Here is a 22,351-nt window from a genome sequence, read left to right as displayed (position 1 = left end):
CCGTTCCCCGATCAGGAACCAGACAAGGGCGCGCCGCGCTATCAGCCAGATGTCGTCCCACTGCCCGACGTGGGGAATAATCAGCGATGGGCTTTTGCGCCACGATCCTGTGCCCGTCCAATTGCATCGACCTGACTTGGTGATCGATGGCGTCGTCTTCAATCACCGTCTTTAGCTGACGCCGATTGGGCGGCGGTGTCGGCGCCGTCGGAGCCTAACGCGGGTGACATCCGGACGGCCAACATCGATCGTGTTGAACGCGCCATGCCGCACCACTGGGCGGCCATGACCGCAAATGTTCCGCGGCCATGTTCCTCCCTCAGTCAATGCGCCATGAAAATCGGCATGCTGCTTTGCTCTATCATGTTGCGCGTCACGCCTCCGAAGAGCGTCTGCTGCCAGCGAGGGTGATTGTATGCGCCCATGACGACCAGATCGGCGTTGACGTCCATCGCATGCCGCCTCAGGACCTCGTCGGCGGTGTTTCCGCCACTGGCCACGCGATCCACCTGAACCTTGACCCCGTGACGGGAGAGGAAGCTCGCGATGTCGGCGCCTGGTTCTTCTCCATTCACCCGCTCTCGCGAGACCGGATCGACCATCGTCACGTAGACGCAGTCCGCCGTCTTCAGCAGGTCGAGGGCCTGCCTTGCAGCACGCGACGCCTCGTCGCTCGAATCCCACGCCAGTACGATCGATTTTGAAGTTGAAGAGAGCGGCCGCCGTCCGCGGTTGATGATGATTGGCGTCGGCGTATGGAACAGAGCGCCATCCATGACCCTTTTCTGGAGTTCCTCGTCCTTGCACGCTTGGCGGCCGACGAGAACGACGTCGGCGTAGAGCGCCCGTTCTGCAACGTCCTCCCGTGCAAAAGCATATTCCGTATAGACGTCCTGCACGTCGTAGGACAGGTCGGTGCGCGAGAGATACGCCTTGATCTCTTCGGCTTTCTTGACGATTTCCTCGATTTCGCGCTGGCGTTCTTCCAGCCAGACGGTCGACAGGGAGTTATATTCTCCCATCATGGGCGACGCGCCCATGCAGATCACGACCGCGCTGAGATGCGCTCCTGAGGCTCCGCAAAACTCGACGGCGGCCTTCAGGTCTTCATCGAAATATTTGGAACTCAGGATGCTCAATACCGTGCGAATGGACATTTCGATCACCTCTCTTGTTGAATATCGAAAGGATAACGGCGCATGCGCTGACGTCTTTGATCTTCGTCAAGCAACACGGGATGAACGATCGCGGTCGTCCCGGCGGACGAGGGTTCGTTTGCAAGCAGTGCGCGCAGCAGCCTGCGCGCCCTCTCGCGGACCAGGCCGCCGTCCAGCACCTGTCGAGATCGGCATGGGCGTCCAGAGCGATGTCCGTGCCATCAGGCAGGCGAATTTCAGTCACCGTCTGCACGTTGCTGGTCAAGGTACCCGTCTTGTCCGTGGCGATCATCGTGGTCGAACCCAGGGTCTCCACCGCCGGCATGCTTCGGACGATGACATTGCGGCCGGCCATCCGCCGCATGCTGACGGCAAGCGCGACGGAAATGGCGATCGGAAGCCCTTCCGGCACAGCACTCACCGCCAGACCTACGGACATCATGACAAGATCGTGCAGGCCCCGCATGAAGCCGGCGACGACCAGCACCAATGCCGCCAATCCTACGAAAAGAGCGAGCGCGTTCGTGAACTTCAGCAGACGGGCGACAAGCGGAGGCTGCGAGGAATCGGCTCTTCCCAACTCGGCGGCGATGACCCTGGCCGACGGCTGCTCGAGCTTGCGAAGGGCGGCGGCCACCCGATCCGCAGAATACTCCTGATACGTGCCGATGGAGGCATTGATCAGAAGCACGACGAGAATGAACAGGGCGTCCTCGATCCTGCCGGTCGCAAACGAGAGCCCCGACGCCAGCAAAAGAATGTAAATGATCGGGTTGCGAAATTGGATGGGGAACACCTTCAGCGGCGATGGCGGCTCAGGCTCGGGCAGCGTGTTTGGCGCGAGCTCGGCAAGGCGTTCCGCGGCCTCGACGTCGGTCAGACCGATTGCCGTAGGTGCGGTGGGGGCGGGTGTCTGCGCCGTGAGATTCATCATGGTCTCCGGGCTGGTCGCAACGATTTCACTGAAAGCTCGCGCGACAGCCTATGTGCCCCTGCGCAGGCGGCATTGACCGGGATCAAGGAGCTCCGATCGCATTGAGATATGCTGCAGACGACTTGTGGGCCGCGGCATACGCGGTCATGGCGTTTCGAAGGTGGTGCGTTTGGTTCGGTATTACGACGGCATCGCGTGTGGACCCAAATTGATCCGGCATGATTGAAAGGCGATTAAAATGAATAAAAGCTCGGTACAGACGGTGTTGCAGACGATGAAGGAGGATCTTGTCCGTCGTCTCGGAGCGATCGATGCGGACCTCTGCGTGGCGCTCGAGAAGGACAGCGAGGAGCGCGCGACCCAGGTTGAGAACGACGAAGTTCTCCGCGAGATGCAAGCCGAGGGGCGCGACCAGATTGCGGCCATCGACGCGGCGATCGACCGGCTGAACGACGGCACATATGGGCGATGCGTCAAATGCCATCATCCGATCGGCAAGGAGCGGCTAACTGCGGTTCCCTATACGCCGTTCTGCATCGATTGCGCAAAATCGTTCCGCTGACTTCTGGATTGATGGGAGGATGAGAGGTGGCTACAGCGGCGGCTTGGAGGGCTGGCAGGTGGACGTGGCCTCACGGCGGCATGTCGCGACTGAGGGCGGCGGGCTCCCGGTCGGGCCTTCTGGTGCTGTCGTCGCTTTTTGCGCTTGCGGCCGCACTCGCCTTTTATCTCGCGGATCATGACCTTGGATATCGGTTAATACTGGTAGGCTGCACCAGTCTGATTCTGCTGTCTCTTTGTATTGAGATCGCCAAGAAGCTGCGGAAGCAGGAATACGGCCTGGATCTGATCGCGGCGATGGCCATGGGGTCCTCCTTATGGTTCGGCGAATATCTTGCCGGCGTGATCGTCGGTCTCATGTATTCCGGCGGTCAGTTCCTCGAGGCATACGCACATCGTCGCGCCGACGAGGGCATGTCGGCTTTGCTGGTGCAAGTTCCGCGGACGGCCCTGCGGCTTGCCGGAACCGGTTTCGAAGAAATTCCGATCGAGACGGTCGCGGTCGGCGACGTGCTCCTGATACGCAAGGGTGACGTCATACCGGCCGACGGGACTCTCGTTGGCGAAGTCGCGACGATCGACCAGGCGGTGCTGACCGGAGAGCCTTTCCCGGTGCGCATCGCCAGGGACGGCAAGATTTCGAGCGGCGCTACGAACGAGGGCGATGCGATCGAAATCCGCGTTCTGAGCCGCGCCGAGGACAGCACCTATGCGGGTATAGTCAGGCTCGTGGAAGCATCGAGGCGCTCCAAGGCGAAGCTGATGCGCCTGGCCGACCGGTTCTCGGTCTGGTTCCTGTTCGCCACGGTGGCGATTGCAGGATCCTCGGCGTTCATGTCCGGAGACCTTTCAAGGATCGTGGCCGTGCTGGTCGTCGCCACCCCCTGTCCGTTGATCCTAGCCGTGCCCGTCGCGCTTGCGGCCGGCACTTCAAAAGCAGCCAGGGAGGGGGTGCTGGTGAAAGGCGCGGGACCTCTCGAGGCACTCGCCCAGGCCACCGTGGCGGTATTCGACAAGACGGGAACGCTCACCGCGGGACAGCCGGAAGTAGGCCACATCGAGGGCACGGTGCATCCCGACAGGATCCTGCGGCTGGCCGCCTCGCTGGACCAGGCGTCGGGGCACGTGGTCGGGCGCGCGCTGGTGGACGAGGCGCATAGACGTGGGTTGCTACTGAGCCGCCCATCGGAGGTGACCGAGACCGCCGGATCCGGAATTTCCGGGATTGTCGATGGCGTGCGTGTCGGCGTCGGAGGAGACACGTATTTCGGAGAAGCGCCGCCGTCCGAGCCGAACGGGTCAATCAGCGCAATGCGCATAAAGGTGCTGTTTGACGGCACGCCGGCTGGCACGATCACGCTCGAAGACCGGCTTCGCGAAGATGCTGTCCAACTCGTCGCCCAGCTCAGGGCGTCGGGAATCTCTCGAATAGTCCTGGCTTCTGGTGACGGGTTGGCTATCGCGACAGCCATAGCTCGCTCGCTTGGCTTGGACGACGTTGCGGCGAGGCTCGCTCCCGCAGACAAAGTCGCAGTCGTCGAAAAGGAGCGCGTCCACGGGAAAGTGCTGATGGTCGGCGACGGCGTGAACGACGCGCCAGCGCTGGCGGCGGCCGACGTCGGAATCGCGGTCGGTGTCGAGAACCTTGCGGCGGCCGCGGAGGCCGCGGATATCGTGCTCGTCCGGGACGATCTCGCCAAGATAGCGACGGCGATCGGCATCGCGCGTCGTTCCCGCAAGATCGCGCTTCAAAGCATCTATGCCGGCATAGGTCTCTCGCTCCTCGCGATGGGGTTCGCGGGAGCGGGATACCTTCCGCCAGTCGCCGGCGCATTGCTTCAGGAGGCCATCGACGTTGCCGTCATTCTCAACGCCCTTCGCGCCCTCTAATGGGCGAGAAGCACCGGCAGTTCGGCCTTGACGAGCAGTTCGCGAGTAACGCCGCCGAGGATAAACTCACGAAGCCGCGAATGGCCAAATCCGCCCGCGACCAGAAGGTCCGCCTTTCGTTCCAGCGCCGCCGATTGGATGGCAGCTGTCGCGGTCTCGCCGAGTGCCTGGATCGATACGTCATCCACGTCGAGTCCCGAATGCTTCAAAGAAGAGATCAGGAGGGCGCGGTTCGCCTCGTCGATCTCCTTATCGTCGGTGATCGAGATGACCTGCACCTTGATCGCGCGTTCGATGAAGACCCGTGCGCAGGAAAGAGCGCGCGCTGCAGTGGCACTGCCGTCCCAGGCGACGGCGATCGTGTCCACACGAGAGTAGACGCTGGTGACTGGAAATAGCACGAGCGGACGGCCGCTTCCGAATAGCAGCGTTTCGGAGAGCTGTCGGGAGAGCTCCGAGGCTTCGACGATGGAAAGGTCGTAGCACTTGGCAATTTCAGAAAAGCGTTCATAGAGGAACGGTTCCCTGACCTTGAATCCGTGGATTCGCACCTCGAAGCCAGTTTCCGAAATAGCGTCGGCGACGTGTTCCCGCAGCGAAGTCCCGCTGTCCCGGCTATACCGCTCTGCTTGTTCCCGCCATGTGTCGACATCGATAAAAGTGGGAAAGGGCTGATGGACCTGGGGGATCCGGACTTGCGGGATGCTGGCGACGAGATCGGCGTCGTTCTGCCGAGCGAGGTCGATCGCGTTGTCGATGACGGTGAAGGAACTCGGGTCGGGATAGGTCGATAACGGAAGATGGAACTGCGCCTTCATGCTGGCCTCCTGAGGTTAAACAGCCGTCATGATGCATGCCGCGGAGAGAGTTTGCATTGCGCTTTGTCAAGGCCGCGGCGCAACGGAGCTCCTATGATCGTGCCTTCATTAAAGCTGGAGAACACGGCCATGACGATCAAGCTGACGGAGATCAACCCCGGTGAGTGCTACCGAATCCTTGAGAACGAACGCTTCGGTCATCTCGCCTGCTGCAAGGATGGGCAGCCTTACGTGGCGGCGATCTATTTCGCCTTTTCCGGCGGCGTCGCCTATAGCTTCACCATGCCCGGCAAGAAGCTCGACTGGATGCGGGGGAATGACAAGGTCTGTCTTCACGTCGAGCAGCGTTCGAGCAGTGGCGGGTGGACGAGCATCGTCGTCGAAGGCAGGTTCGAGGAGTTTCCGGACAGCGATGCGCGACGAAGCGAAAGGCTACACGCGTGGTCGCTTCTCCAAAAGTATTCGGACTGGTGGGAGATCGGCTCTATGAAGCCCAACGAGATCCCGATGTCCGATGGTTCTCCTCACGTCTTCTACGGCATTGCCGTCACGGCCGTGTCGGGACGCAGCGCAGTCAGAACGAAATGACCGTCGACGCTCGAGCCGAACCCAACCCACATCCCTCAAGCGGAGCACCACATGACATATCTCCCCAGTCCAAGCGCCACATTCAACTTCACCCTCGCACCCGCATTTTGTGCAGGGGCTCTGATCCAAGAGCAGATCTTCGTCACGTCGGCCACGATCACCACGGATTTGACGGCGTCCGCCGCTCGGCGAGGGCTTCGATGCTTTGAATTTCTGACAAGACTTGGCTGCAGCATCGACCACGGCGATGCGGTCGAGGTCCTTTCGGACTTCGTCGAGACCGAGCTGGAGGAATATCCTAAGGAGGTGTCGCGGCTTTGCGAGACCGGGTCACGACTGTTGTCGCATACCGCCGAACTGTATCGTGACATCGCCGCCGGTCAGGTCAGGGAGGCTGAGGCGAAGAGGGTCGTGTGAAGCGCGCTGCTCACCGGGTCGTTCGCAAGACGAGCACGGAGCATGGTGCGCGCTGCACGACGTGATCCACGACCGAGCCAAAGACCCGGTCGAGCACGTCGTCCCGGTGAGAGGCAATCACGACGAGATCGGCGGCGGTCACCTTCGCGATGGCCACGATGATCTGAGACGGGTTGCCCGCCCTGACGTGTATAGAAGCAGGAGTGTCGGTCGACCGCAGGGCTTCCGAAAGTCTGGTCTCAGCGGCGGCCATCACCTCGATCGCCCAATCGTCCGGCGAGGCGGACGAGGGTAGGCCCTCCACCGCGTGAACGAGGTGGAGGCTTCCGTTGTGCGCGAGCTGCGCGCGGGCCGTTTCGATAAGCTGGAGCATGCGTTGCCGGGATCCTCGGCCGATGGCGCAGACGACTGTGGCGAACATCTCAGTATATGTCCTTTCCAGACAGGCTGACGAACTCGGTCGTCAGGCCCTCGCCATGCGCTTCCTTGAGAAGCCGATCGGCGCTCATGATGTCGAGACACATGCTGCCAGTGAAAGATTGCCGCAGCGCGCAGCAGAAATGGTCTCTCGCCCATGCCTGGCCCCGCGGCGTCGCCGCCGTCACCTCCCAGCGATTCTCGTCCCGACGTTCGAGAACAAGGTCTGCCGATGTTCGCTCGACCGGGGAAGCGGTCGTGGCTAGGTCGGCTGCGGTGTTGCGTGTCTTTTCGTGTTCGCGCATGTCCGTCTCCTTTGGATGAGGTCGTGGCGCTGTGTCCAGGGAGGCTATCGGACCTCAGGCATTCCGTCTTTGACGAGCATCAATCCGGATGTTTGACCCGGATCAAGCGAAGGTCGGGAAGGCGATGAGATTCCGCTGACTATGAAGGGACACGTTAGGGCAATGGTGCTTGACGAGGGGCCGTACGATTCGCCTCGGGGATTGGGCCACGCCCGCGGCACTGCGAATTTTGCCGCGGGTCGCGGATAATCTATGCGACGAGCCCGGCTTCACCGGCTACACGCGACGGCGGTTTCGCAACGCGATCGATCGCCAGGATCGGAGTATTCTCGATGGCGAAGGCGGCCGCATCCGATGCGTCACCAGCGTCCATGCTCTTGTGGATGCAACGAGGCCTTCCTGCAGCAACTCTTAGGCGCCCGACGGCTAAGCGTCCGTCGTCGAGCTTGTCTTTGACCTTCGTCAACGTACGATCGCCTGCGGCGGCGTAGGTTCGTGACAACAGTAGGAGTTGTCATGGCCAATCCCATTCTCCATTTCCACGGCGCCGCGGGGTCGGTCACCGGGTCGTGCTTCTTTTTAGAGGCTGGTGGCACGCGCATTCTGATCGACTGCGGAATGTTCCAGGGCTCGAAATCGGAGAAGGAGCTCAACTACAAGCCATTCCCCTTCGAACCATCGACGATCGACGCCGTGCTGCTCACGCACGCGCACATCGACCACTCGGGGCTGCTTCCGAAGCTCGCGAAGGCGGGATACGGTGGACCGATCTTTGCAACGGCAGCAACGATCGACCTTTGCACGATCATGCTGCAGGATTCGGGTCATATCCAGGAGTCGGAGGTCCGACAGCTCAACCGAAGGAATCGCAGAAGGGCGCGAGAGCCGGTGGAGCCCATCTATACCGCCGACGACGCCCGCAGCATGCTGCCGCAGTTCATCGCCGTCGAGTATGGTGAGTGGCGGGAGACCGTTGGCGGCGCAAGGTTCCGTTACTGGAATGCTGGACACCTGATGGGTTCCGCATCGATCGAACTCGAGGCCCCCGGCGCCGACGGACCGACAAGAATTTTGTTCTCCGGCGACGTCGGCGCGAGCAACAAGCTGTTCGAAAATCTCCCGCGGGCACCTTCCGGGGTCGATTACCTCATCTGCGAAAGCACATACGGAGACCGGGAACGGGAAGAATACGCCCTGAAGGTTCGACGGGACCGGCTGCGCGACGTGGTGGCGACCTCGAACAGCCCTGGCGGGGTTCTTCTCATTCCCTCCTTCGCCGTCGAGAGGACGCAGGAGGTGCTGACCGATCTCGTCGCCCTCATGGACGAAGGAGAGGTGCCGCGGTGCCCTATCATGATAGACTCGCCGCTTGCATCGCAAGCGACCGAGGCATTCAAGAGGCATGCGGCCGACCTCGGTCACGGCAAGGCGTTCCTTCGCGCGCTCAATGCGCCGAATGTCCGCTTCACCGAGACGGCCGAGCAGTCGAAGGCGCTCGATCTCGTCCGAGGCTTTCACATCATCATCGCGGCAAGTGGAATGTGCGAGGCGGGGCGGATCCGCCACCGCCTGAAGAACTGGCTTTGGCGGCAGGAGTGCACCGTCCTGTTTGTCGGGTTTCAGGCGGCGGGGACGCTCGGCCGCATCCTGCAGGAGGGCGCGACCGACGTCCGCATCCAGGGCGAGGAGATTCACGTCGGCGCCAGGATGGCCACGCTCGACGCCTATAGCGGACATGCGGATGCAAGCGAACTGGACGCGTGGGTTGCGGGTCGGGAACCGATCCGGAAGGCGATCTTCCTCGTCCATGGAGAGGAGAGCGCTCGTGAAGCGATGTCCGCCCGGCTCCCAAAGCAAGTTTCTGCAAAGGTCGTCTGCCCGTCGCTGGACGACGCCTACGAGCTTGCACCGTCGGGTGCACGCCTCGTCGATGACCGGACGCCCGCACGTATCAAGCCGGTCGTGCCCGGCAGGCCCGACTGGAACAATGATTATCAGCGGTTCGTGCTCGACCTGTCGGATCGCCTGACATCCGTCGCCGACGAAAAGGGTCGCGCGGTCGTGCTGCGCAGGCTTCGACGCGCACTGGACCCGGACGATGCTCCGGCGGTCGAAGGGAGGAGGGACGGCAATGCTGATCATGGATCGTGACTGCAAGCGCGGCGGGGAACGCTTCGCGATACCGAGCCAGGGGGAAGTGCAAGGCAAGCTTATCGTCCTGGAGGTCGTCGCTATAACCTGCCTGCAGGAGGTTCTCGCTTCGAAGAATGCCTTTGCGGTCGCTGCGCTAAAGAAGAAGATCCTGCGGGCGATGAAGGAGCAGTGCGCGCCGTTCGGTCTGTCGTCGGAAGACGAGAAGGCCGCCCTAGAGTACGCATGCGAATTCTTCGCAGAGGCAAGCAAGGAGGCAGCCAGGCAGGCTGCAACGAAGGTGGCTGCGAGGTCTGCTGGGACGGCACGCCCCAGGACTCCGGGCCATGGATAGGGTTGCCGTCACTTTCAACGCCGGTTCCTCCAGCCTCAAGGTCGGCGTCTTCAGGTTGAAGGACGGCCGGGCACTCCGGCTGGGAAGCGGCGTTGCCACGCTCGGAGACCAGCCAAGGTTCACCTTTCGATTTTCTGACGGGGACGAGGCTGTCGATCTTCCGTCCGGGACAGCAATCGACGCGGGGCTGGTTTTGCAGCTCGTCGATTGCATCGTCCGCAGAGGATTCGACCCCGTGGTGGCCGGCCATCGCGTCGTCCACGGCGGACAGGTCTTCGATGGCCCCGTTCTGCTGGAGCCCGAAGTGGTCCTCAGAATGGAAGATCTGACGCATCTCTCACCGGTGCATCTTCCTCCGGCGCTTGCGATCGTCCGCGCAATCCGAAGCGCATATCCGGACATACCCCAAACAGTGTCATTCGATACCGCATTCCATTCGTCGCAGAGCAGTCTTGCCGCACGGCTCGCCCATTCCGAGAGAGCTGCACGACGCCGGGATCCGCAGATACGGCTTCCACGGTCTTTCCTATAAGTACGTCGCCGGCGAACTCAGGAAACACGATCCAGATCTTGCCGCTGGCCGTGTCGTCTGCGCGCACCTTGGAAGCGGTGCGAGCCTTTGCGGCATGGTCGACGGCGTGAGTATAGACACCAGCATGGGGTTCTCCCCGCTGGACGGAATTCCGATGTCGACCCGGCCGGGCTCGCTCGATCCGGGCGCTGTCGTCCACCTTTTGCGCAACAATTTCCACGACGCAGACAGTCTCGAGGATTTCCTCTATCACCATTGCGGCCTGCTCGGCGTCTCCGGGAAAAGCGGCGACGTCCGGGTCCTGCTGCAGGACTTCCATCCGGCGTCAAGGGAAGCCCTCGACCTCTTCTGCTTCAGGATCGCCGGCGAAATCGGAAGGCTTGCCGTCTCTCTTGGCGGGGTGGACGCCATCGTCTTTACCGCCGGCATAGGCGAGCATCAGCCGGAGATACGGGGTGGCGTCGCCCGCCATCTCTCTTGGCTGGGTCTCTCGTTGAGCGAGCCCGCGAACAAGATGAACGCGACCGTGATCAGCGCAAGGGAAAGCGAAATCGTCGCCCTCGTCATTCCGACCGACGAGGAACAGGTGATCGCCGACGAAGCGATCGAAGTCATCAGCCGCCACAGGCTTTAAGGGGTCGAACATGTGTGCACGCTAAGTCGCGCGTTCAACGACATCTTCACGGAGTAGGCCGGTCATCTTCGCTTACTTCCACTCATTCATCGGTTGGCGTACCGTCGCACCGATCACGGCAGGTCCATGTGCGTGGAGCAATGCACGACGACCATGCCGTTCAACATCACCGTGATGAGGCTCGTCGAAGCGTCCATCAAAGAGGATGGCGAGGACATGCCGGAGGTACTGAACTCGCACGGGAAAGGGCGTCTTAGGAGGAAACTGGTTTCCTCGACCTCCGGTGTGACACGATGCTCAGGTTTGATCTTCGTCAAGGCGGCGGATCGATTTTTCGCGTGTAATTGTCCTGCCAATCTAAAGGAGACGACACGATGCTTGCTAGAGACATCATGACGACCCCCGTTACGACGCTCGACGAGGGACACAACGTCAGGGAAGCCGTCGAGATCGTCAACGCCAGCAAAATTGGCGCGGTGCCCGTCGTCGATGGCGAAGGTCGGCTCACGGGCATCGTCACGGAGGGAGACCTGCTGCGCCGGGTGGCGTCGTCTTGGGCGAGACGGGCGGTCCCACATACGCGCGACCGCGAAGATGGACTGGCGGACTACGTGAAGGCCCGAAGCTGGCGCGTCAGGGACGTGATGTCGACGCCCGTCGTCAGCGCCACCCCGACCGCCACCGCCAGCCAACTCGCCGAGCTGCTGCAGGCCCACAACATCAAACACCTGCCGGTCGTCGAGAACGGTAGGCTCGCCGGAATGATCAGCCGTCGCGACTTGATGCGAGCGCTTCTCGATGTTCCTCGGCAGTGCACAGCTTCCGGCGACGAGGCGGTAGGGACCGCCGTTCGTAGCCGCCTGGAAGCCGAGCTCGAAATAACCGCCCCTACGGTCAAAGCGACCATCTCCAACGGGATCGTCACCCTGAGGGGAGAGGTCGACACTGAGCTGGAACGCTCAGCGGCCAAGGTGGCGGCGGAAAGCGTCCGCGGCGTCGGCGGCGTGGTGAACAAGATCACCCTGGCCTTCGCATGGTAAGTCCCTCAAACGATGAAATCGTCCCCGGTGTTTCCGTCATGTTTGTCAGGGTCATTGCAGACGCCATCATGTCGAGGCTTCTCCTCGTCATTCTTGTCCTCATGGTCGGGACGGTCTTGGGCGTCCTGCTGGTGAAACCATCCGACGACTCTCGAAGCGGGCGCGTCGAGCGCTCTCTCTCTGACCCGTGAGTGCGCGATGAACATTTGGCCCTCCAGGATTGGAATGCCGGGCCGCGTCTTGCAAAAGACCGGAAGCGCGACAGATTCGATGCCCTCCGACCTGTTCGGCTTTATCTGGCTGATGGGAAGGCGTCATCAGGCGTTGATCGCCGGGCTGTCCCTGGTTCTGTTTGTTATCGGCGCGGCGCCTCTCGAACTCCAGCGCCGGATCGTCAATGAGGCGACCCAGCAAGCATCCTACGGGACGCTTCTTTTTCTCGTATCCCTCTATCTCGCGGTGGCAGTGTTGGAGGGCGTGATAAAATTCACCCTCAATCTCTACAGAAGCTGGGTGGGCGAGAAGGGCACGCTCTGGCTGCGAGCGCGCGTTCTGCATCGGGCCGAGACGCCGCCATCAGAATCCATGCTCGAGGGCGTCGAGCTGTCGATCGTGCTTGCGGAAGCCGAGCCGGTCGGCGGTTTCGTCGGAACCAGCATCTCCGAGCTGCTGCTGCAGGTCGGCATCCTTGTCACCGTCTGCAGCTACCTGATCTATCTCCAACCGCTGATGATGCTGGCCGTCGCAGCAACCTTCGCCCCGCAGATTGCGTTCGTCCCGATGTTGCAGGCCGCGATCAACCGCCGGGTCGAGGCGAAGGTCGCCATCATGCGCGACGTCAGCGAAGGCAGGGTGCATGCGATCGAAGGTGGCCAGGGAGAGGATCCTCAAACTTCGCGCATCGGAGCGATCTTCTCCGCCAACATGGAGATCTACCGCTACAAGTACGCCATGAACTTTCTCATGAATCTCATGGCGCAACTGGGCTATGTCGGCATTTTCGTCCTCGGGGGATATTATGTTGTCACCGGCAAGACCGAGATAGGCACCGTTGTCGCCTTCGTCTCGGGACTGGCAAAGATCGTCGACCCTTGGGGGGCGATCGTGGACTGGTATCGTGACCTCAGGGTGACCCAGGTGAAGTTCAGGCTCATCAGGGACGCCGCGAAGTTCGATGGCGCTGGCATTGGCAAGACGTGAGTGCCTTCCGCGCCCGGCGATCACGCCTATTTTGAAAGGCGCCTTGTACGAGCGCGAGGCCGACGACGCGACGCTCGCTGCAGTGAATGGTGCTGCGTTGACAACGTCGCAAAGTAAAAGATCTTCACGGTCTCGAGAGCTGATACGTAGATCAAGGTCACAGCCAAAAGCACTGCGAGAATTTCGAGGGGGATCCGAACGAAACCAAAAAGCCCACCGATCGGGGTGTAGGGGATGGTCACTCCTGCCGCAGCGACGGCGATCGCCGTGCCGAATAGCAGCGGACTGGGCCGGTTCCTCCAGATCGGACCCGGCGTCCTGATGACGAGCATGGTCGCTAACTGTGTCATGAGCGATTCAACGAACCATGCGGAGCGGAACTCGTCCTGTCCGGCGGAAAACACTGCCAGCAGGACGACGAACGTCGCCAGATCAAAGAGAGAACTTAGCGGCCCGAACCAGAGCATGAACCTCTTGATGCGGGAGATGTCCCAACGCTGCGGACGCCGAAGGTCTGCCGGATCGACCTTGTCCGTGGCGATTGCCATCGCCGGCAGGTCCGACAGCAGATTGTTCAGCAGTATCTGCTTGGCAAGGAGCGGCAGGAATGGCAGCACGAGCGACGCCGCTGCCATACTGATCATGTTGCCGAAGTTGGCGCTGGTCGCGATCGATATGTACTTCATCGTGTTAGTGAAGGTCCTGCGTCCGTCGTCCACGCCTTTGGAAAGGACGGCGAGGTCCTGCCGCATCAGGACGACGTCGGCAGCCTCGCGGGCGACGTCGGCCGCGCCCTCAACCGAAATCCCGACGTCCGCCTCGTGAAGGGCCGGCGCGTCATTTATCCCATCTCCAAGATATCCGACCACGTGTCCGGCCTTGCGGAGGGCCGCCACGATCCGTTCCTTCTGATTTGGGTCGATCTCGACGAACAGGTCGGTTTTCCCCGCACGGCTGAACAGTGCGTCGTTGCTCATGCGGCCGACCTCTTTCCCCGTGAGCATGCAGGAACCGTCGATTCCGATCGACGACGCGAGATGCTGGACGACATATCGGTTGTCTCCCGATATCACCTTGATCCGCACCCCTCGTTCCATGAGGCTTGCTACCACGGCTGAAATATCGGTCTTCGGGGGATCTGAGAAGAGCAGAAAACCTTGCAGGCAAAGCCCGCATTCGTCTTCCCTCGAGATTTCGGGAGCGGCTTTGGATATGGGCCGGGTGGCGACCGCGAGCGCGCGCATGCCTGCTTCTCCCCATTGCCGGCAGGCATCGTCTAATCGTTTGCGGACATTGTCGTCCAAGGCCACTTCGCGGCGCGCGGTCATGACTGCGGCGCAGACGTCGATCACGTTGGTGGCCGCTCCTTTGCAGATCAACAGCGGCGGCCGGTCCTTGCCGGCAACGATCACGGATAGGCGCTTGCGCGAGAAATCGTAGGGGATCTCGGCAAGCTTGCGGGCGTCGGGAGAAATCTCCCCCGCGGCGATCGTGGCCGTCACGGCGTCGTCGAGCGGATTCTTCATTCCCGATTGAAACGCCGAATTGAGAAGTGCCAGCCGCCGCACTTCCGGCGAGCCGACGCCCTGCGGGTCGACACAACTGTCAAGGCGGATGACGCCCTCGGTAAGCGTCCCCGTCTTGTCCGTGCAAAGCACGTCCATGCTGCCAAGGTTCTCCATTGCATCGAGGCGGCGAACGATCACGCCAGACTTCGACATCATCCGGGCGCCGCGCGCGAGCGTCACGCTGATGATCGCAGGCAGCAGCTCAGGCGTCAGGCCGACGGCAAGCGCGAGCGAGAAAAGCAGAGAGTCCACGATAGGTCTATGAAGCAGGAGATTCGCCACCAGCACGACGACGACGATGCAGAGCATGATCCGCGTCATCAGAAATCCGAAATGCCGAACACCTCGAGCGAATTCCGTTTCCGGAATCTGACGCGCGACGGCGCTGGCGATCCGTGCGAATTCCGTGCGGGGGCCGGTCGCGATAGCAAGGGCCGTCGCCGTGCCGCTCCGAACCGAGGTTCCTGCGAACGCGCAGTTGGAACGGTCCGCGAGACCGGCGTCCTCGGTTGAAAAGCCGGGCGCCTTCGCAACGGGAAAAGTCTCTCCGGTAAGCGTCGCTTCGCTGACGTTTAAATCCTGCGCGACAACGATGACTGCATCGACAGGCACGAGGCTCCCCGCCGAGAGCAGGATCAGGTCGCCCGGCACGATGCCGGTTGCAGTCACGACCTTGTCGGCGCCGTCGCGGCGGACCCTTGAAGTGAGAGAAATTCGCTGTCGCAGCGCCTCGACCGCTCTTTGCGCGCCATGTTCCTGCAGAAAACCCAGGAAGCAGCTAGCGAGAATGATGATGCCGATGATGAAGGCGTCGTGGACTTCGCCGACACTACCCGCGACAAGCGCTGCGAACACAAGCACGAGCACGAGCGGACTTTTGAACTGGCGCGCGAAGTTCGCCAACATGCCTCCGCCGCTTTCCTCGGAAAGAGAGTTCGGCCCGAACCGTCGTAGCCGTTCTTCCGCTTCGCCGGACGTCAGCCCGTCCTGCAGGGAGCTGGCGAGGGCAGCGCCCAGCTCCGTGGGCGATCTCACCCAGTATGCAGAAGTCGCGACCTCTAAAGCGGACGAAGGGGGAGGAGAGGGAGGAACGGGGATATCCATGGCGAACTCCGTATGTGATTTCGCCGATTATCGTCTCCGCCAGGGGGACGTCATTGATGGTTGTCAAAGCTTCGCATCGTAGGTGCCTGGCTTGATCGATACCCACGTCCACGCCGTTCGAAGCCGGTGAGGTCCCGCCGCTCGATAGCAGCCGAAACCAGCCACGGCGGGCACAGTTCGTCAATGCGACATGAGGATGGGCAGAAGAGGCTCGTGCAAGACGCCATCGGTTGCTCCGCCCAGGACAGAATCGCGTAACCTCGAGCGTCCAAATCCTCCCATGACCAGGATATCGGCGTCCAGTTCCAGTGCTGCTTCCTGAATGCTCAAACCGATGGATGACGAGGTAAACCGAGCGGCAAATATTGTGCCGTCATGTCCTGCTCCATCTCTCGCGGACCGCCGCGATTGCAATCATCTATCTCCTATTCGTTTCGACTCGGCATTGATGTAACGCAATTGCCGGCGCTCCGGCTTCCTGGCCACGGCCGGCGCCGTGTGCCAGAATTCCGTCTCTCCTTCGCCGAGCGCCACGATAACCGGAAGTTCACATAGGCGCCTTTCCAACTGGAAGCCCGCGTAAGTTGATCGTGGTCAAATCCTTGATGGCCGAGCTCCGGTATTGAAGCCAGGAGGACGTGTCTGTGAACAATGGGAGCGCGAAGTGAATTCAACGACCGCCGAAACCACCGGGATGCGGCGGAGACTAGCACGTACGCTAACCCTGTCGCACGCCGTCCTGTACAGTTTAGGCGTTACCATAGGCGCGGGTATTTACGTGCTCGTCAGCGTCGCCGCCGGCGGGAGACGCGCATGAGCAGACTGCATTCGGAACATCACCTGGTCTCCCGCATCGGTTGGCTAAGGGCTGCCGTCCTCGGCGCAAATGATGGGATCGTCTCGACGGCGAGCTTGATCATGGGCGTCGCCACCGCGTCCGCCGGACCCTCGCAGATCCTGGTAGCAGGCGTCGCTGGTCTGGTCGCGGGCGCGATGTCCATGGCGGCCGGTGAATACGTGTCGGTAAGCTCTCAAGCGGACACCGAGGAAGCCGATCTTGCACGAGAACGAATCGAGCTGGATACGCAACCAGAAGTTGAGTGCGAGGAGCTGACGGAGATCTACGTCAAACGCGGCCTTACCGACGAGCTGGCCAGGCAAGTCGCGATCCAACTGACTGCAAATGATGCTCTCGACGCGCATTCACGCGACGAACTCGGTATCGTCGAACACATGGCGGCCCGGCCGGTTGAGGCGGCCTTGACGTCGGCCGTCACGTTTGCGGTGGGGGCCGCGTTGCCCCTGCTCATGGTCGTACTTTCGCCCGCCTCGGTGCTAATCTATACCGTTGCAACCGCGTCTTTGGCCTTCCTCGCGCTGCTGGGAGCTATCGGTGCGAAAGCGGGCGGCGCCAACGTCTGGAGAGCCACCACGCGCGTCACTTTCTGGGGCGCTTTCGCTATGACATTGACGGCGGGGATCGGTGCGCTGGTTGATACCGCAGTCTGACCAGTAACTTTCCGCCCCTTCCTGCACGCCCAGCTTGAGGACGGGGTGAGTTTGTAGGATGTTGCGGTTCTGGTCGCAACGAAAGGGGCGACGCAAGATCGACCCCTCAGAGCTCGGTGGCCGGAACTCCCAATCGTCAGATCTCGGCGACCGTCTCGGTGAGCATCGAGCGAACCCGGCCTGCCAGACTGGTCAGCATTTCGTTGTCGATAGCCTGCATGGATGCGACCGGATCGATGGCGCTCACCATGACATTGCCGCCACCGACCCCGCGCAGGATGACATTGCACGGCAGCATGGCCCCCACCTTCGGTTCCAGTTTCATCGCCTCGAACGCCATGCGCGGATTGCAGGCTCCGAGGATGAGGTAGTCGTCGATGTCGGCGTCGATCTTCTTTTTCATGGTTGCCTTGACGTCGATCTCCGTCAGAACACCGAACCCGTGCTTGATGAGAGCGGATTTGGTCCTGCCGACCGCATCGTCGAAACTGGTCGCCCAGAGAGTTCTATCGAGCGTATAGGTCATGAGAAGTCTCCTTTAGGCTCCCATGCAACGGCCGGCAAATGCACGGCGTCCAATCACATGTCTTGCATGAATGCCTGCATTTCTTCAGGTGTGACTTTGCCGTCCTTGTTTGCGTCGACCGCGTTGAAGATGCGTTTGTGGATTGCGGTCACCTCTTCGAAAGATATTGCGCCGTCCCCATCACTGTCGGCGATGACGAACATGATCTTCATCATATGACCGCGCATAGGCCCCATCATGCGCACTCCTTCATTCATGTCCGATGACATCATGTTGCGGCCCATCATGCCTGGCATCATTTCCGATCCGTCGGCATCGGGCTTGTCCTCCGACTGGGCCGGGTCTGGACTTTTCGTCTGGGCAGAGGCGATACCCACGGCACCGAGCAAGGCCAACATAGCGATCGTTGGCAGTTTGAACATGGACATCCTGAATCTCCTTTAAGTGTTGTCCTCCACGAGTTGGAGCTGCCTTTGAGAATAGGATGCCCACTGGCTTCACACATTGCGCTGGATCAACCACTTGTATGGTTCGAGTCATCGAGGTCGGACCGATCGCCTTCGTGCGGCGCCATGACTGCGACGTCAGCCACCTGCGTCGCCGAGGAATGATCGCGGCTGAAGCGACCTGGCTTGATCAACGTCCATGCCAGTCGAACGCTGTATCCTGACGCCATCAGCCAGCGCCTGATCGTGGTCCCGCCCTCGTAATGATGCCCCGCTCGCAATTCGAAACGTTCAGGAGATCGAGGATGACGTCCCAGAAACAGATTGAAGGAACCTGGTCGGAACCTGTTTTCGTCCAGGTGGGATGAACGTCCCTGAGGCTGTCGGCGGAGGGAGCGCTCGACTTTCCCGCAAATCGATGGCGTAGAAAACACGCATTCGCGAGAGAGATCTGCGCCGCGGCCGTAAGCGGGAATGTCTCGCAGGAGCCAGCGCGCACGGCTTTCATTCAGGCCGCTGACGAAGCCAGGATGTCCACCTGCGCGGCCCCTGGTCGTTCGTAGACGCCGGGACGAGATCAGCTCGGCAAATGAGCAACAAGTCCTTAACCAGGTGTCTTCCATGGCTTCAGGTCCTACTTGGCCGCGACGCCGATCCAGGTCAATCGGCTCGCTTCCTGCCGGTTACCATCGCTCGGACAAGGTTTTCCCTGTGCTCGATGCTTGCCAGGAGGACGCCAGCGATGTGAAGGACGACTAGGCCAAGCGTCAAATTGACCAGCAGTTCATGCGCCACTTCCACCCATTCCACTCCCCAGTAGGCGTCCGTCGTCATCATGTACCCGGTTGTGGCAATGCCCGAGATCGCGAGGAGCAGCGCTAACACCATCGCGCCTCCGGCCGGATTGTGGCCGATGTAGCGCTTCGCGCGCATGGCCAGGCTGTCACGCAAGAAGCCGAGGGTGGTGATCGGATCGTAGATGAAGTTGGAAAAGCGCGCGTGATGGCTGCCGACGAAGCCCCAGATGATCCGCACGAGCAGGAGACCTACGATGGCGTAGCCCGACAGAATATGCGCCTGTTTCCACTCGTCGCCCGTCAGAAAGGAAAACGCGAACAGGCCCACCAGACCCCAGTGGAACATCCGCACGACCGGGTCCCAGACCCTGATCTTTGGCGGCGAGCCAGCGCCCGCCGCATCCATATCCATCCTGCGCATGGTCATTCGCTTTCGTTGCCGACCACTGCGCCGGTTTCGGGGTTGAACAGGGTTTCGACCTTCTTGCCCTTCATATCGACGGCGTAGACCTCGTAGCAACTGCCCTCCACCTTGACCCGGCGCACATCGAGGCCCGCGGCCTTGGCCTTTTCCTTGATGCCGTCCTCGCTCAACCACCTGTCCTTGGAAGCCTGCGTGCAATTCTGACCTTCTTCGGCGCGGGCAACGCCGATCGACGCGGTGGCGAGCAGGAGGGTTGCGAACATGATTTTCTTCATTGGTCTTTCTCCATCATCCCAGGAGCGATTTTGCTCATCTGGTCGGCCTCGAACCTATGAGGCGCGACCTGACGGCGACCTGATCGCGATTGTCAGGTTATTGTCATCTTCGATAGGATATTCTTCGACAATGTACCCGCCCCGCACGCTCGCGTTCGTCTGCCTAGTTCTTCTGTGGCCGTTGCTTCCGATATGGAGCGCACATGCCGACGATTTCCCTGGTCGTTCCCGCGAAGCGGATGACCTGCCGTCGCACGAGGACCTTCCTAAACGGGTGCACGAAGGGAAAATCCTGCCTCTGGCCGTACTGAAGGCGAAAGTCCTCGCCAAGTTGCCCGGCGAATTGATCGATATCAGTGTCGATCGGCATGACGATCGCATAATCTACGAGTTCCGGATTCTGAGGGGCGGCGGTCAGGTCACGGAGGTGGAACTGGACGCCGCGTCAGGCAGGATCGTCGAAATCGAGAACGAATGATGCGCCTATTGCTTGCCGAAGACGACCCGCTCATCGCCCGTGACGTGGCCGCCCAGCTCACCAAGGCCGGTTTCAACGTCGTCCACGAGACCGACGGAGAAGCCACCCTGTTCGCCGGCGAGCATGAAGACTTCGCCGCCGTCGTCCTTGATCTGGGTCTGCCGAAGATCGACGGCCTAACGATCCTCAAAAACTGGCGGGCGAACGGTCGTGACATGCCGGTCATCATCTTGACGGCGCGCGGCAACTGGGAGGAGCGCGTCGAGGGGATCAACGCTGGCGCCGACGACTACCTTGGCAAGCCATTCCGCATCGCGGAGCTTCTCGCCAGATTGCACGCAGTCCTGCGCAGATATTCTGGCCATGCCAGTGCGGTCCTGTCTTCAGGTCCCGTTTCCATCGACCCGCGCCGACGCGCGGTGATGGTCGACGGGATGCCTGTGGATGTCACGCCCATGGAGTACAAATGCCTGTCCGTGCTGATGCAGAACCGCGGTCGCGCGATCTCCCAGCTCGAGCTTACCGAGCAGCTTTACACCCAGGATTTTGAACGGGAGAGCAATTCGGTGGAGGTCCTGATCGGACGGCTGAGAAAGAAGCTTGGAAGGAACGCCATCGTCACGCGCCGAGGCTTCGGGTACCAGATAGCATCGGGCGAGGGGACATGAGGTCGCTTCACGGCCGTTTCATCATCACGTCGCTGATAGCTGTGTCGATCTGCCTTGCCGCTGCATCCGTCGCTCTCGTCCAGATCTTTGCGGACAGCTACAGCAAGCGCGTGCAGAACGAGTTGACCGGACACATAAACCGTCTGGCGGCCGTGATCCGCTTCTTGCCCGGAGGCAGGCTGCAGGTGCCCGAGAACCCTCCTGACAATCGTTTCCTGATACCTTATGGGGGGCTCTACTGGCAGATCGACGATCCTGTGGGGAAGACGGAGGTCCGATCTTCCTCGCTCTTCGACTACGTCCTGGCTCTGCCGCAGGATTCACATCCTGTCGGCATCATGCATCAATATCGTCTCTCCGGGCCGGAGGGGAAGGATGTCCTTGTTCAGGAACGCGTGCTGTCGTTGGTCGCACCGGAGGGCACGAGACCCATTCGCATTGCTGTGGCGGTGAATGCCGACGAGGTCGACAGCGCGCGCCTTGGATTTGCTCTCGACATCCTGCCCTATGTCGCCGTTCTTGCCGCGCTCCTCGTGTTGATGTCGATCGGGCAGCTTTGGATCGGATTGAGACCCCTCGACCGCATTGGCCGTGATCTTGAAGCGGTGCGCGACCGGAGGGCCAGCCGACTGGCGGGGGCCTATCCGCGCGAGGTCCAACCGCTCGTCAATCAACTGAACAAACTTCTGGAAAGCCAGGCCGCGGCGATGGAGAAGGCCAGGGGCAGGGCCAGTGATCTGGCTCACGGGCTGAAGACGCCTCTGACCGTTCTCACAAACAACGCGTACTCGCTTCGAGAGAAGGGCGAGGTGGAGATCGCCGATGAACTCGACCATCTTGCCGAGACTATGCTCTCGCACGTCGAGCACGAGCTCGCCCGTGCCCGTATCACCCCGAGCCCTGATCAACGGAGTGGCGATGCCGACGTCGAGAAGATCATCAACGAGACCGTTCGAATGCTCAGACACACTGATGCAGGCGAACGCCTCGCCTGGAAAATAGACGTTGCCAACGGCTTAAGAGTGCCGGTCGACCCGCACGACTTTCGCGAACTTGTGGGAAACCTGCTCGAGAACGCCTGCAAGTGGGCCAGGAGCAGGATAAATGTCAGCGCGGTTCGACAGAATGGCCATTCCCGCCTCGTAATCGAGGACGACGGCCTAGGCGTGTCGCCAGAGAGATTGCCCGATCTTCCGCATCGGGGTGTCCGTCTCGACCGTTTGAAACCCGGCTCTGGTCTGGGTCTTGCCATCGTGTCGGAGATCGCAGCGGTGTACGATCTTGCGCTCAGCCTGGAAAACCGCGTCGAAGGTGGCTTCCGTGCGGAAGTCGTCTTCCCCGACGTCATCGCCCCCGAAAACTCCATTCAAGAGTAGCGGCGACAACATAACATCTTCCGAGGGGATCGACGCCGTATGTCCGCGTTTGCCGACGCGCGAGTATCCTTCATTAAATTGTGCCGTAACTGCGGCCGCGTGGAAACCAACAGGGAGGGGACAATTACCGAATTCGGTAGCAAATGCATGCACGCAATTAGGTAGCAACTGCCACCAGACTTCGGTCTGCTGAACCCCTAGG

Annotated in this window: 23 protein-coding genes and 3 pseudogenes; 14 read left to right on the top strand and 12 right to left on the bottom strand. The window is 61.1% G+C overall.

The window, feature by feature from the left end; genetic code table 11:
• Window positions 1–323 precede the first annotated feature (323 nt).
• On the bottom strand, window positions 324–1,157 hold the full coding sequence (locus N2A41_RS16035; protein ID WP_222387067.1) for a universal stress protein: 834 nt from the start codon (window positions 1,155–1,157) through the stop codon (window positions 324–326).
• 101 nt (window positions 1,158–1,258) lie between these two features.
• Window positions 1,259–2,091: pseudogene (locus N2A41_RS16030) on the bottom strand (HAD-IC family P-type ATPase); the annotation flags it as partial.
• A gap of 238 nt (window positions 2,092–2,329) precedes the next feature.
• Between N2A41_RS16030 and N2A41_RS16025 the strand changes: the two are divergent.
• A complete protein-coding gene (locus N2A41_RS16025; protein WP_017965688.1) occupies window positions 2,330–2,653 on the top strand; it encodes a TraR/DksA family transcriptional regulator in 324 nt (107 codons plus the stop codon).
• 26 nt (window positions 2,654–2,679) lie between these two features.
• Window positions 2,680–4,542, top strand: a complete 1,863-nt coding sequence (locus N2A41_RS16020) for a heavy metal translocating P-type ATPase (protein ID WP_260109224.1) — start codon at window positions 2,680–2,682, stop codon at window positions 4,540–4,542.
• On the opposite strand, the gene N2A41_RS16015 is transcribed toward N2A41_RS16020, so the two are convergent.
• Window positions 4,539–5,360, bottom strand: coding sequence for a universal stress protein (locus N2A41_RS16015; RefSeq protein WP_260109223.1), 822 nt, complete (start codon window positions 5,358–5,360; stop codon window positions 4,539–4,541). The two genes, N2A41_RS16020 and N2A41_RS16015, sit on opposite strands and share 4 nt — an antisense overlap.
• Window positions 5,361–5,489: 129 nt before the next feature.
• Here N2A41_RS16015 and N2A41_RS16010 point away from each other — a divergent pair, with 129 nt between their 5' ends.
• A complete protein-coding gene (locus N2A41_RS16010; RefSeq protein WP_260109222.1) occupies window positions 5,490–5,948 on the top strand; it encodes a pyridoxamine 5'-phosphate oxidase family protein in 459 nt (152 codons plus the stop codon).
• 51 nt (window positions 5,949–5,999) lie between these two features.
• Window positions 6,000–6,365 carry a hypothetical protein gene (locus N2A41_RS16005; RefSeq protein ID WP_222387062.1) on the top strand — a complete coding sequence of 122 codons (366 nt, stop codon included), beginning with the start codon at window positions 6,000–6,002 and terminating at the stop codon, window positions 6,363–6,365.
• Between the two features lie 10 nt (window positions 6,366–6,375).
• Here N2A41_RS16005 and N2A41_RS16000 read toward each other — a convergent pair whose 3' ends face one another.
• The 3 genes from N2A41_RS16000 to N2A41_RS15990 form a co-directional block, all read right to left on the bottom strand.
• Window positions 6,376–6,786: a universal stress protein gene (locus N2A41_RS16000; protein WP_222387061.1), complete on the bottom strand. Its 411-nt coding sequence runs from the start codon at window positions 6,784–6,786 to the stop codon at window positions 6,376–6,378.
• A 1-nt stretch (window position 6,787) separates the two neighbouring features.
• Window positions 6,788–7,087, bottom strand: coding sequence for a hypothetical protein (locus N2A41_RS15995; protein WP_260109221.1), 300 nt, complete (start codon window positions 7,085–7,087; stop codon window positions 6,788–6,790).
• Window positions 7,088–7,337: 250 nt separating this feature from the next.
• Entirely contained in the window at window positions 7,338–7,553 is a 216-nt protein-coding gene (locus N2A41_RS15990) for a hypothetical protein (protein ID WP_162116424.1), read from the bottom strand.
• A 50-nt stretch (window positions 7,554–7,603) separates the two neighbouring features.
• Here N2A41_RS15990 and N2A41_RS15985 point away from each other — a divergent pair, with 50 nt between their 5' ends.
• The 5 genes and pseudogenes from N2A41_RS15985 to N2A41_RS15965 all read left to right on the top strand — a co-directional run bounded on the left by N2A41_RS15985 (window position 7,604) and on the right by N2A41_RS15965 (window position 12,978).
• Window positions 7,604–9,238, top strand: coding sequence for an MBL fold metallo-hydrolase (locus N2A41_RS15985; RefSeq protein ID WP_260109220.1), 1,635 nt, complete (start codon window positions 7,604–7,606; stop codon window positions 9,236–9,238).
• Window positions 9,219–9,572, top strand: coding sequence for a hypothetical protein (locus N2A41_RS15980; protein ID WP_222387059.1), 354 nt, complete (start codon window positions 9,219–9,221; stop codon window positions 9,570–9,572). Before N2A41_RS15985 ends, N2A41_RS15980 begins: the two co-directional genes overlap by 20 nt.
• Window positions 9,565–10,738 (top strand): annotated as a pseudogene (locus N2A41_RS15975) (acetate/propionate family kinase). Before N2A41_RS15980 ends, N2A41_RS15975 begins: the two are co-directional and overlap by 8 nt.
• A gap of 374 nt (window positions 10,739–11,112) precedes the next feature.
• Window positions 11,113–11,778, top strand: coding sequence for a CBS domain-containing protein (locus N2A41_RS15970; protein WP_260109219.1), 666 nt, complete (start codon window positions 11,113–11,115; stop codon window positions 11,776–11,778).
• 270 nt (window positions 11,779–12,048) lie between these two features.
• A complete protein-coding gene (locus N2A41_RS15965; RefSeq protein WP_260109218.1) occupies window positions 12,049–12,978 on the top strand; it encodes an ABC transporter ATP-binding protein in 930 nt (309 codons plus the stop codon).
• 26 nt (window positions 12,979–13,004) lie between these two features.
• Here the strand turns inward: N2A41_RS15965 and mgtA are convergent, their stop codons facing one another.
• Together mgtA and N2A41_RS15955 are read right to left on the bottom strand one after the other, a co-directional pair.
• Complete coding sequence (gene mgtA, locus N2A41_RS15960) at window positions 13,005–15,650, bottom strand: magnesium-translocating P-type ATPase (protein ID WP_260109217.1); 2,646 nt, start codon at window positions 15,648–15,650, stop codon at window positions 13,005–13,007.
• Between the two features lie 180 nt (window positions 15,651–15,830).
• A pseudogene (locus N2A41_RS15955) lies at window positions 15,831–16,010 on the bottom strand (universal stress protein); the annotation flags it as partial.
• Window positions 16,011–16,463: 453 nt separating this feature from the next.
• Between N2A41_RS15955 and N2A41_RS15950 the strand changes: the two are divergent.
• Window positions 16,464–17,159, top strand: coding sequence for a VIT1/CCC1 transporter family protein (locus N2A41_RS15950; protein ID WP_260109216.1), 696 nt, complete (start codon window positions 16,464–16,466; stop codon window positions 17,157–17,159).
• 136 nt (window positions 17,160–17,295) lie between these two features.
• On the opposite strand, the gene N2A41_RS15945 is transcribed toward N2A41_RS15950, so the two are convergent.
• The gene (locus tag N2A41_RS15945) at window positions 17,296–17,685 is read right to left on the bottom strand and encodes a DUF302 domain-containing protein (RefSeq protein ID WP_026154295.1); all 390 of its coding nucleotides are present in this window, start codon (window positions 17,683–17,685) and stop codon (window positions 17,296–17,298) included.
• A gap of 53 nt (window positions 17,686–17,738) precedes the next feature.
• Window positions 17,739–18,113 carry an EF-hand domain-containing protein gene (locus N2A41_RS15940; RefSeq protein WP_222296494.1) on the bottom strand — a complete coding sequence of 125 codons (375 nt, stop codon included), beginning with the start codon at window positions 18,111–18,113 and terminating at the stop codon, window positions 17,739–17,741.
• A gap of 392 nt (window positions 18,114–18,505) precedes the next feature.
• Between N2A41_RS15940 and N2A41_RS15935 the strand changes: the two genes are divergently transcribed.
• A complete protein-coding gene (locus N2A41_RS15935) occupies window positions 18,506–18,694 on the top strand; it encodes a DUF982 domain-containing protein (protein ID WP_311202881.1) in 189 nt (62 codons plus the stop codon).
• 97 nt (window positions 18,695–18,791) lie between these two features.
• On the opposite strand, the gene N2A41_RS15930 is transcribed toward N2A41_RS15935, so the two are convergent.
• Together N2A41_RS15930 and N2A41_RS15925 are read right to left on the bottom strand one after the other, a co-directional pair.
• On the bottom strand, window positions 18,792–19,355 hold the full coding sequence (locus tag N2A41_RS15930) for a cytochrome b/b6 domain-containing protein (protein ID WP_222387053.1): 564 nt from the start codon (window positions 19,353–19,355) through the stop codon (window positions 18,792–18,794).
• The gene (locus N2A41_RS15925; RefSeq protein ID WP_222296498.1) at window positions 19,352–19,627 is read right to left on the bottom strand and encodes a PepSY domain-containing protein; all 276 of its coding nucleotides are present in this window, start codon (window positions 19,625–19,627) and stop codon (window positions 19,352–19,354) included. Before N2A41_RS15925 ends, N2A41_RS15930 begins: the two co-directional genes overlap by 4 nt.
• A gap of 130 nt (window positions 19,628–19,757) precedes the next feature.
• Between N2A41_RS15925 and N2A41_RS15920 the strand changes: the two genes are divergently transcribed.
• The 3 genes from N2A41_RS15920 to N2A41_RS15910 are packed head-to-tail and all read left to right on the top strand — an operon-like array spanning window position 19,758 to window position 22,149.
• Entirely contained in the window at window positions 19,758–20,105 is a 348-nt protein-coding gene (locus N2A41_RS15920) for a PepSY domain-containing protein (protein ID WP_222296500.1), read from the top strand.
• A complete protein-coding gene (locus N2A41_RS15915) occupies window positions 20,102–20,773 on the top strand; it encodes a response regulator transcription factor (protein WP_017965669.1) in 672 nt (223 codons plus the stop codon). The genes N2A41_RS15920 and N2A41_RS15915 overlap by 4 nt, the downstream gene beginning before the upstream one ends.
• Window positions 20,770–22,149 carry a sensor histidine kinase gene (locus N2A41_RS15910; RefSeq protein WP_260109215.1) on the top strand — a complete coding sequence of 460 codons (1,380 nt, stop codon included), beginning with the start codon at window positions 20,770–20,772 and terminating at the stop codon, window positions 22,147–22,149. The genes N2A41_RS15915 and N2A41_RS15910 overlap by 4 nt, the downstream gene beginning before the upstream one ends.
• The last annotated feature ends 202 nt before the right edge of the window (window positions 22,150–22,351 follow it).

This window comes from Rhizobium sp. SRDI969, assembly GCF_025152725.1.
Taxonomy (GTDB): domain Bacteria; phylum Pseudomonadota; class Alphaproteobacteria; order Rhizobiales; family Rhizobiaceae; genus Rhizobium; species Rhizobium leguminosarum_I.
This window is presented reverse-complemented; position numbering and strand designations above follow the sequence as displayed.

What these genes read in the sequence shown, in the direction of transcription:
- N2A41_RS15950 (WP_260109216.1), top strand. Translation starts at nt 16,464, where the DNA reads ATGAGCAGACTGCATTCGGAACATCACCTGGTCTCCCGCATCGGTTGG.
- N2A41_RS16010 (WP_260109222.1), top strand. Translation starts at nt 5,490, where the DNA reads ATGACGATCAAGCTGACGGAGATCAACCCCGGTGAGTGCTACCGAATC.
- N2A41_RS15915 (WP_017965669.1), top strand. Translation starts at nt 20,102, where the DNA reads ATGATGCGCCTATTGCTTGCCGAAGACGACCCGCTCATCGCCCGTGAC.
- N2A41_RS15930 (WP_222387053.1), bottom strand. Translation starts at nt 19,355, where the DNA reads ATGACCATGCGCAGGATGGATATGGATGCGGCGGGCGCTGGCTCGCCG.
- N2A41_RS16000 (WP_222387061.1), bottom strand. Translation starts at nt 6,786, where the DNA reads ATGTTCGCCACAGTCGTCTGCGCCATCGGCCGAGGATCCCGGCAACGC.
- N2A41_RS16005 (WP_222387062.1), top strand. Translation starts at nt 6,000, where the DNA reads ATGACATATCTCCCCAGTCCAAGCGCCACATTCAACTTCACCCTCGCA.
- N2A41_RS16015 (WP_260109223.1), bottom strand. Translation starts at nt 5,360, where the DNA reads ATGAAGGCGCAGTTCCATCTTCCGTTATCGACCTATCCCGACCCGAGT.
- N2A41_RS15920 (WP_222296500.1), top strand. Translation starts at nt 19,758, where the DNA reads ATGTACCCGCCCCGCACGCTCGCGTTCGTCTGCCTAGTTCTTCTGTGG.
- mgtA (WP_260109217.1), bottom strand. Translation starts at nt 15,650, where the DNA reads ATGGATATCCCCGTTCCTCCCTCTCCTCCCCCTTCGTCCGCTTTAGAG.
- N2A41_RS15970 (WP_260109219.1), top strand. Translation starts at nt 11,113, where the DNA reads ATGCTTGCTAGAGACATCATGACGACCCCCGTTACGACGCTCGACGAG.
- N2A41_RS15925 (WP_222296498.1), bottom strand. Translation starts at nt 19,627, where the DNA reads ATGAAGAAAATCATGTTCGCAACCCTCCTGCTCGCCACCGCGTCGATC.
- N2A41_RS15965 (WP_260109218.1), top strand. Translation starts at nt 12,049, where the DNA reads ATGCCCTCCGACCTGTTCGGCTTTATCTGGCTGATGGGAAGGCGTCAT.
- N2A41_RS15945 (WP_026154295.1), bottom strand. Translation starts at nt 17,685, where the DNA reads ATGACCTATACGCTCGATAGAACTCTCTGGGCGACCAGTTTCGACGAT.
- N2A41_RS15910 (WP_260109215.1), top strand. Translation starts at nt 20,770, where the DNA reads ATGAGGTCGCTTCACGGCCGTTTCATCATCACGTCGCTGATAGCTGTG.
- N2A41_RS15980 (WP_222387059.1), top strand. Translation starts at nt 9,219, where the DNA reads ATGCTGATCATGGATCGTGACTGCAAGCGCGGCGGGGAACGCTTCGCG.
- N2A41_RS15940 (WP_222296494.1), bottom strand. Translation starts at nt 18,113, where the DNA reads ATGTCCATGTTCAAACTGCCAACGATCGCTATGTTGGCCTTGCTCGGT.
- N2A41_RS16025 (WP_017965688.1), top strand. Translation starts at nt 2,330, where the DNA reads ATGAATAAAAGCTCGGTACAGACGGTGTTGCAGACGATGAAGGAGGAT.
- N2A41_RS16035 (WP_222387067.1), bottom strand. Translation starts at nt 1,157, where the DNA reads ATGTCCATTCGCACGGTATTGAGCATCCTGAGTTCCAAATATTTCGAT.
- N2A41_RS15995 (WP_260109221.1), bottom strand. Translation starts at nt 7,087, where the DNA reads ATGCGCGAACACGAAAAGACACGCAACACCGCAGCCGACCTAGCCACG.
- N2A41_RS15985 (WP_260109220.1), top strand. Translation starts at nt 7,604, where the DNA reads ATGGCCAATCCCATTCTCCATTTCCACGGCGCCGCGGGGTCGGTCACC.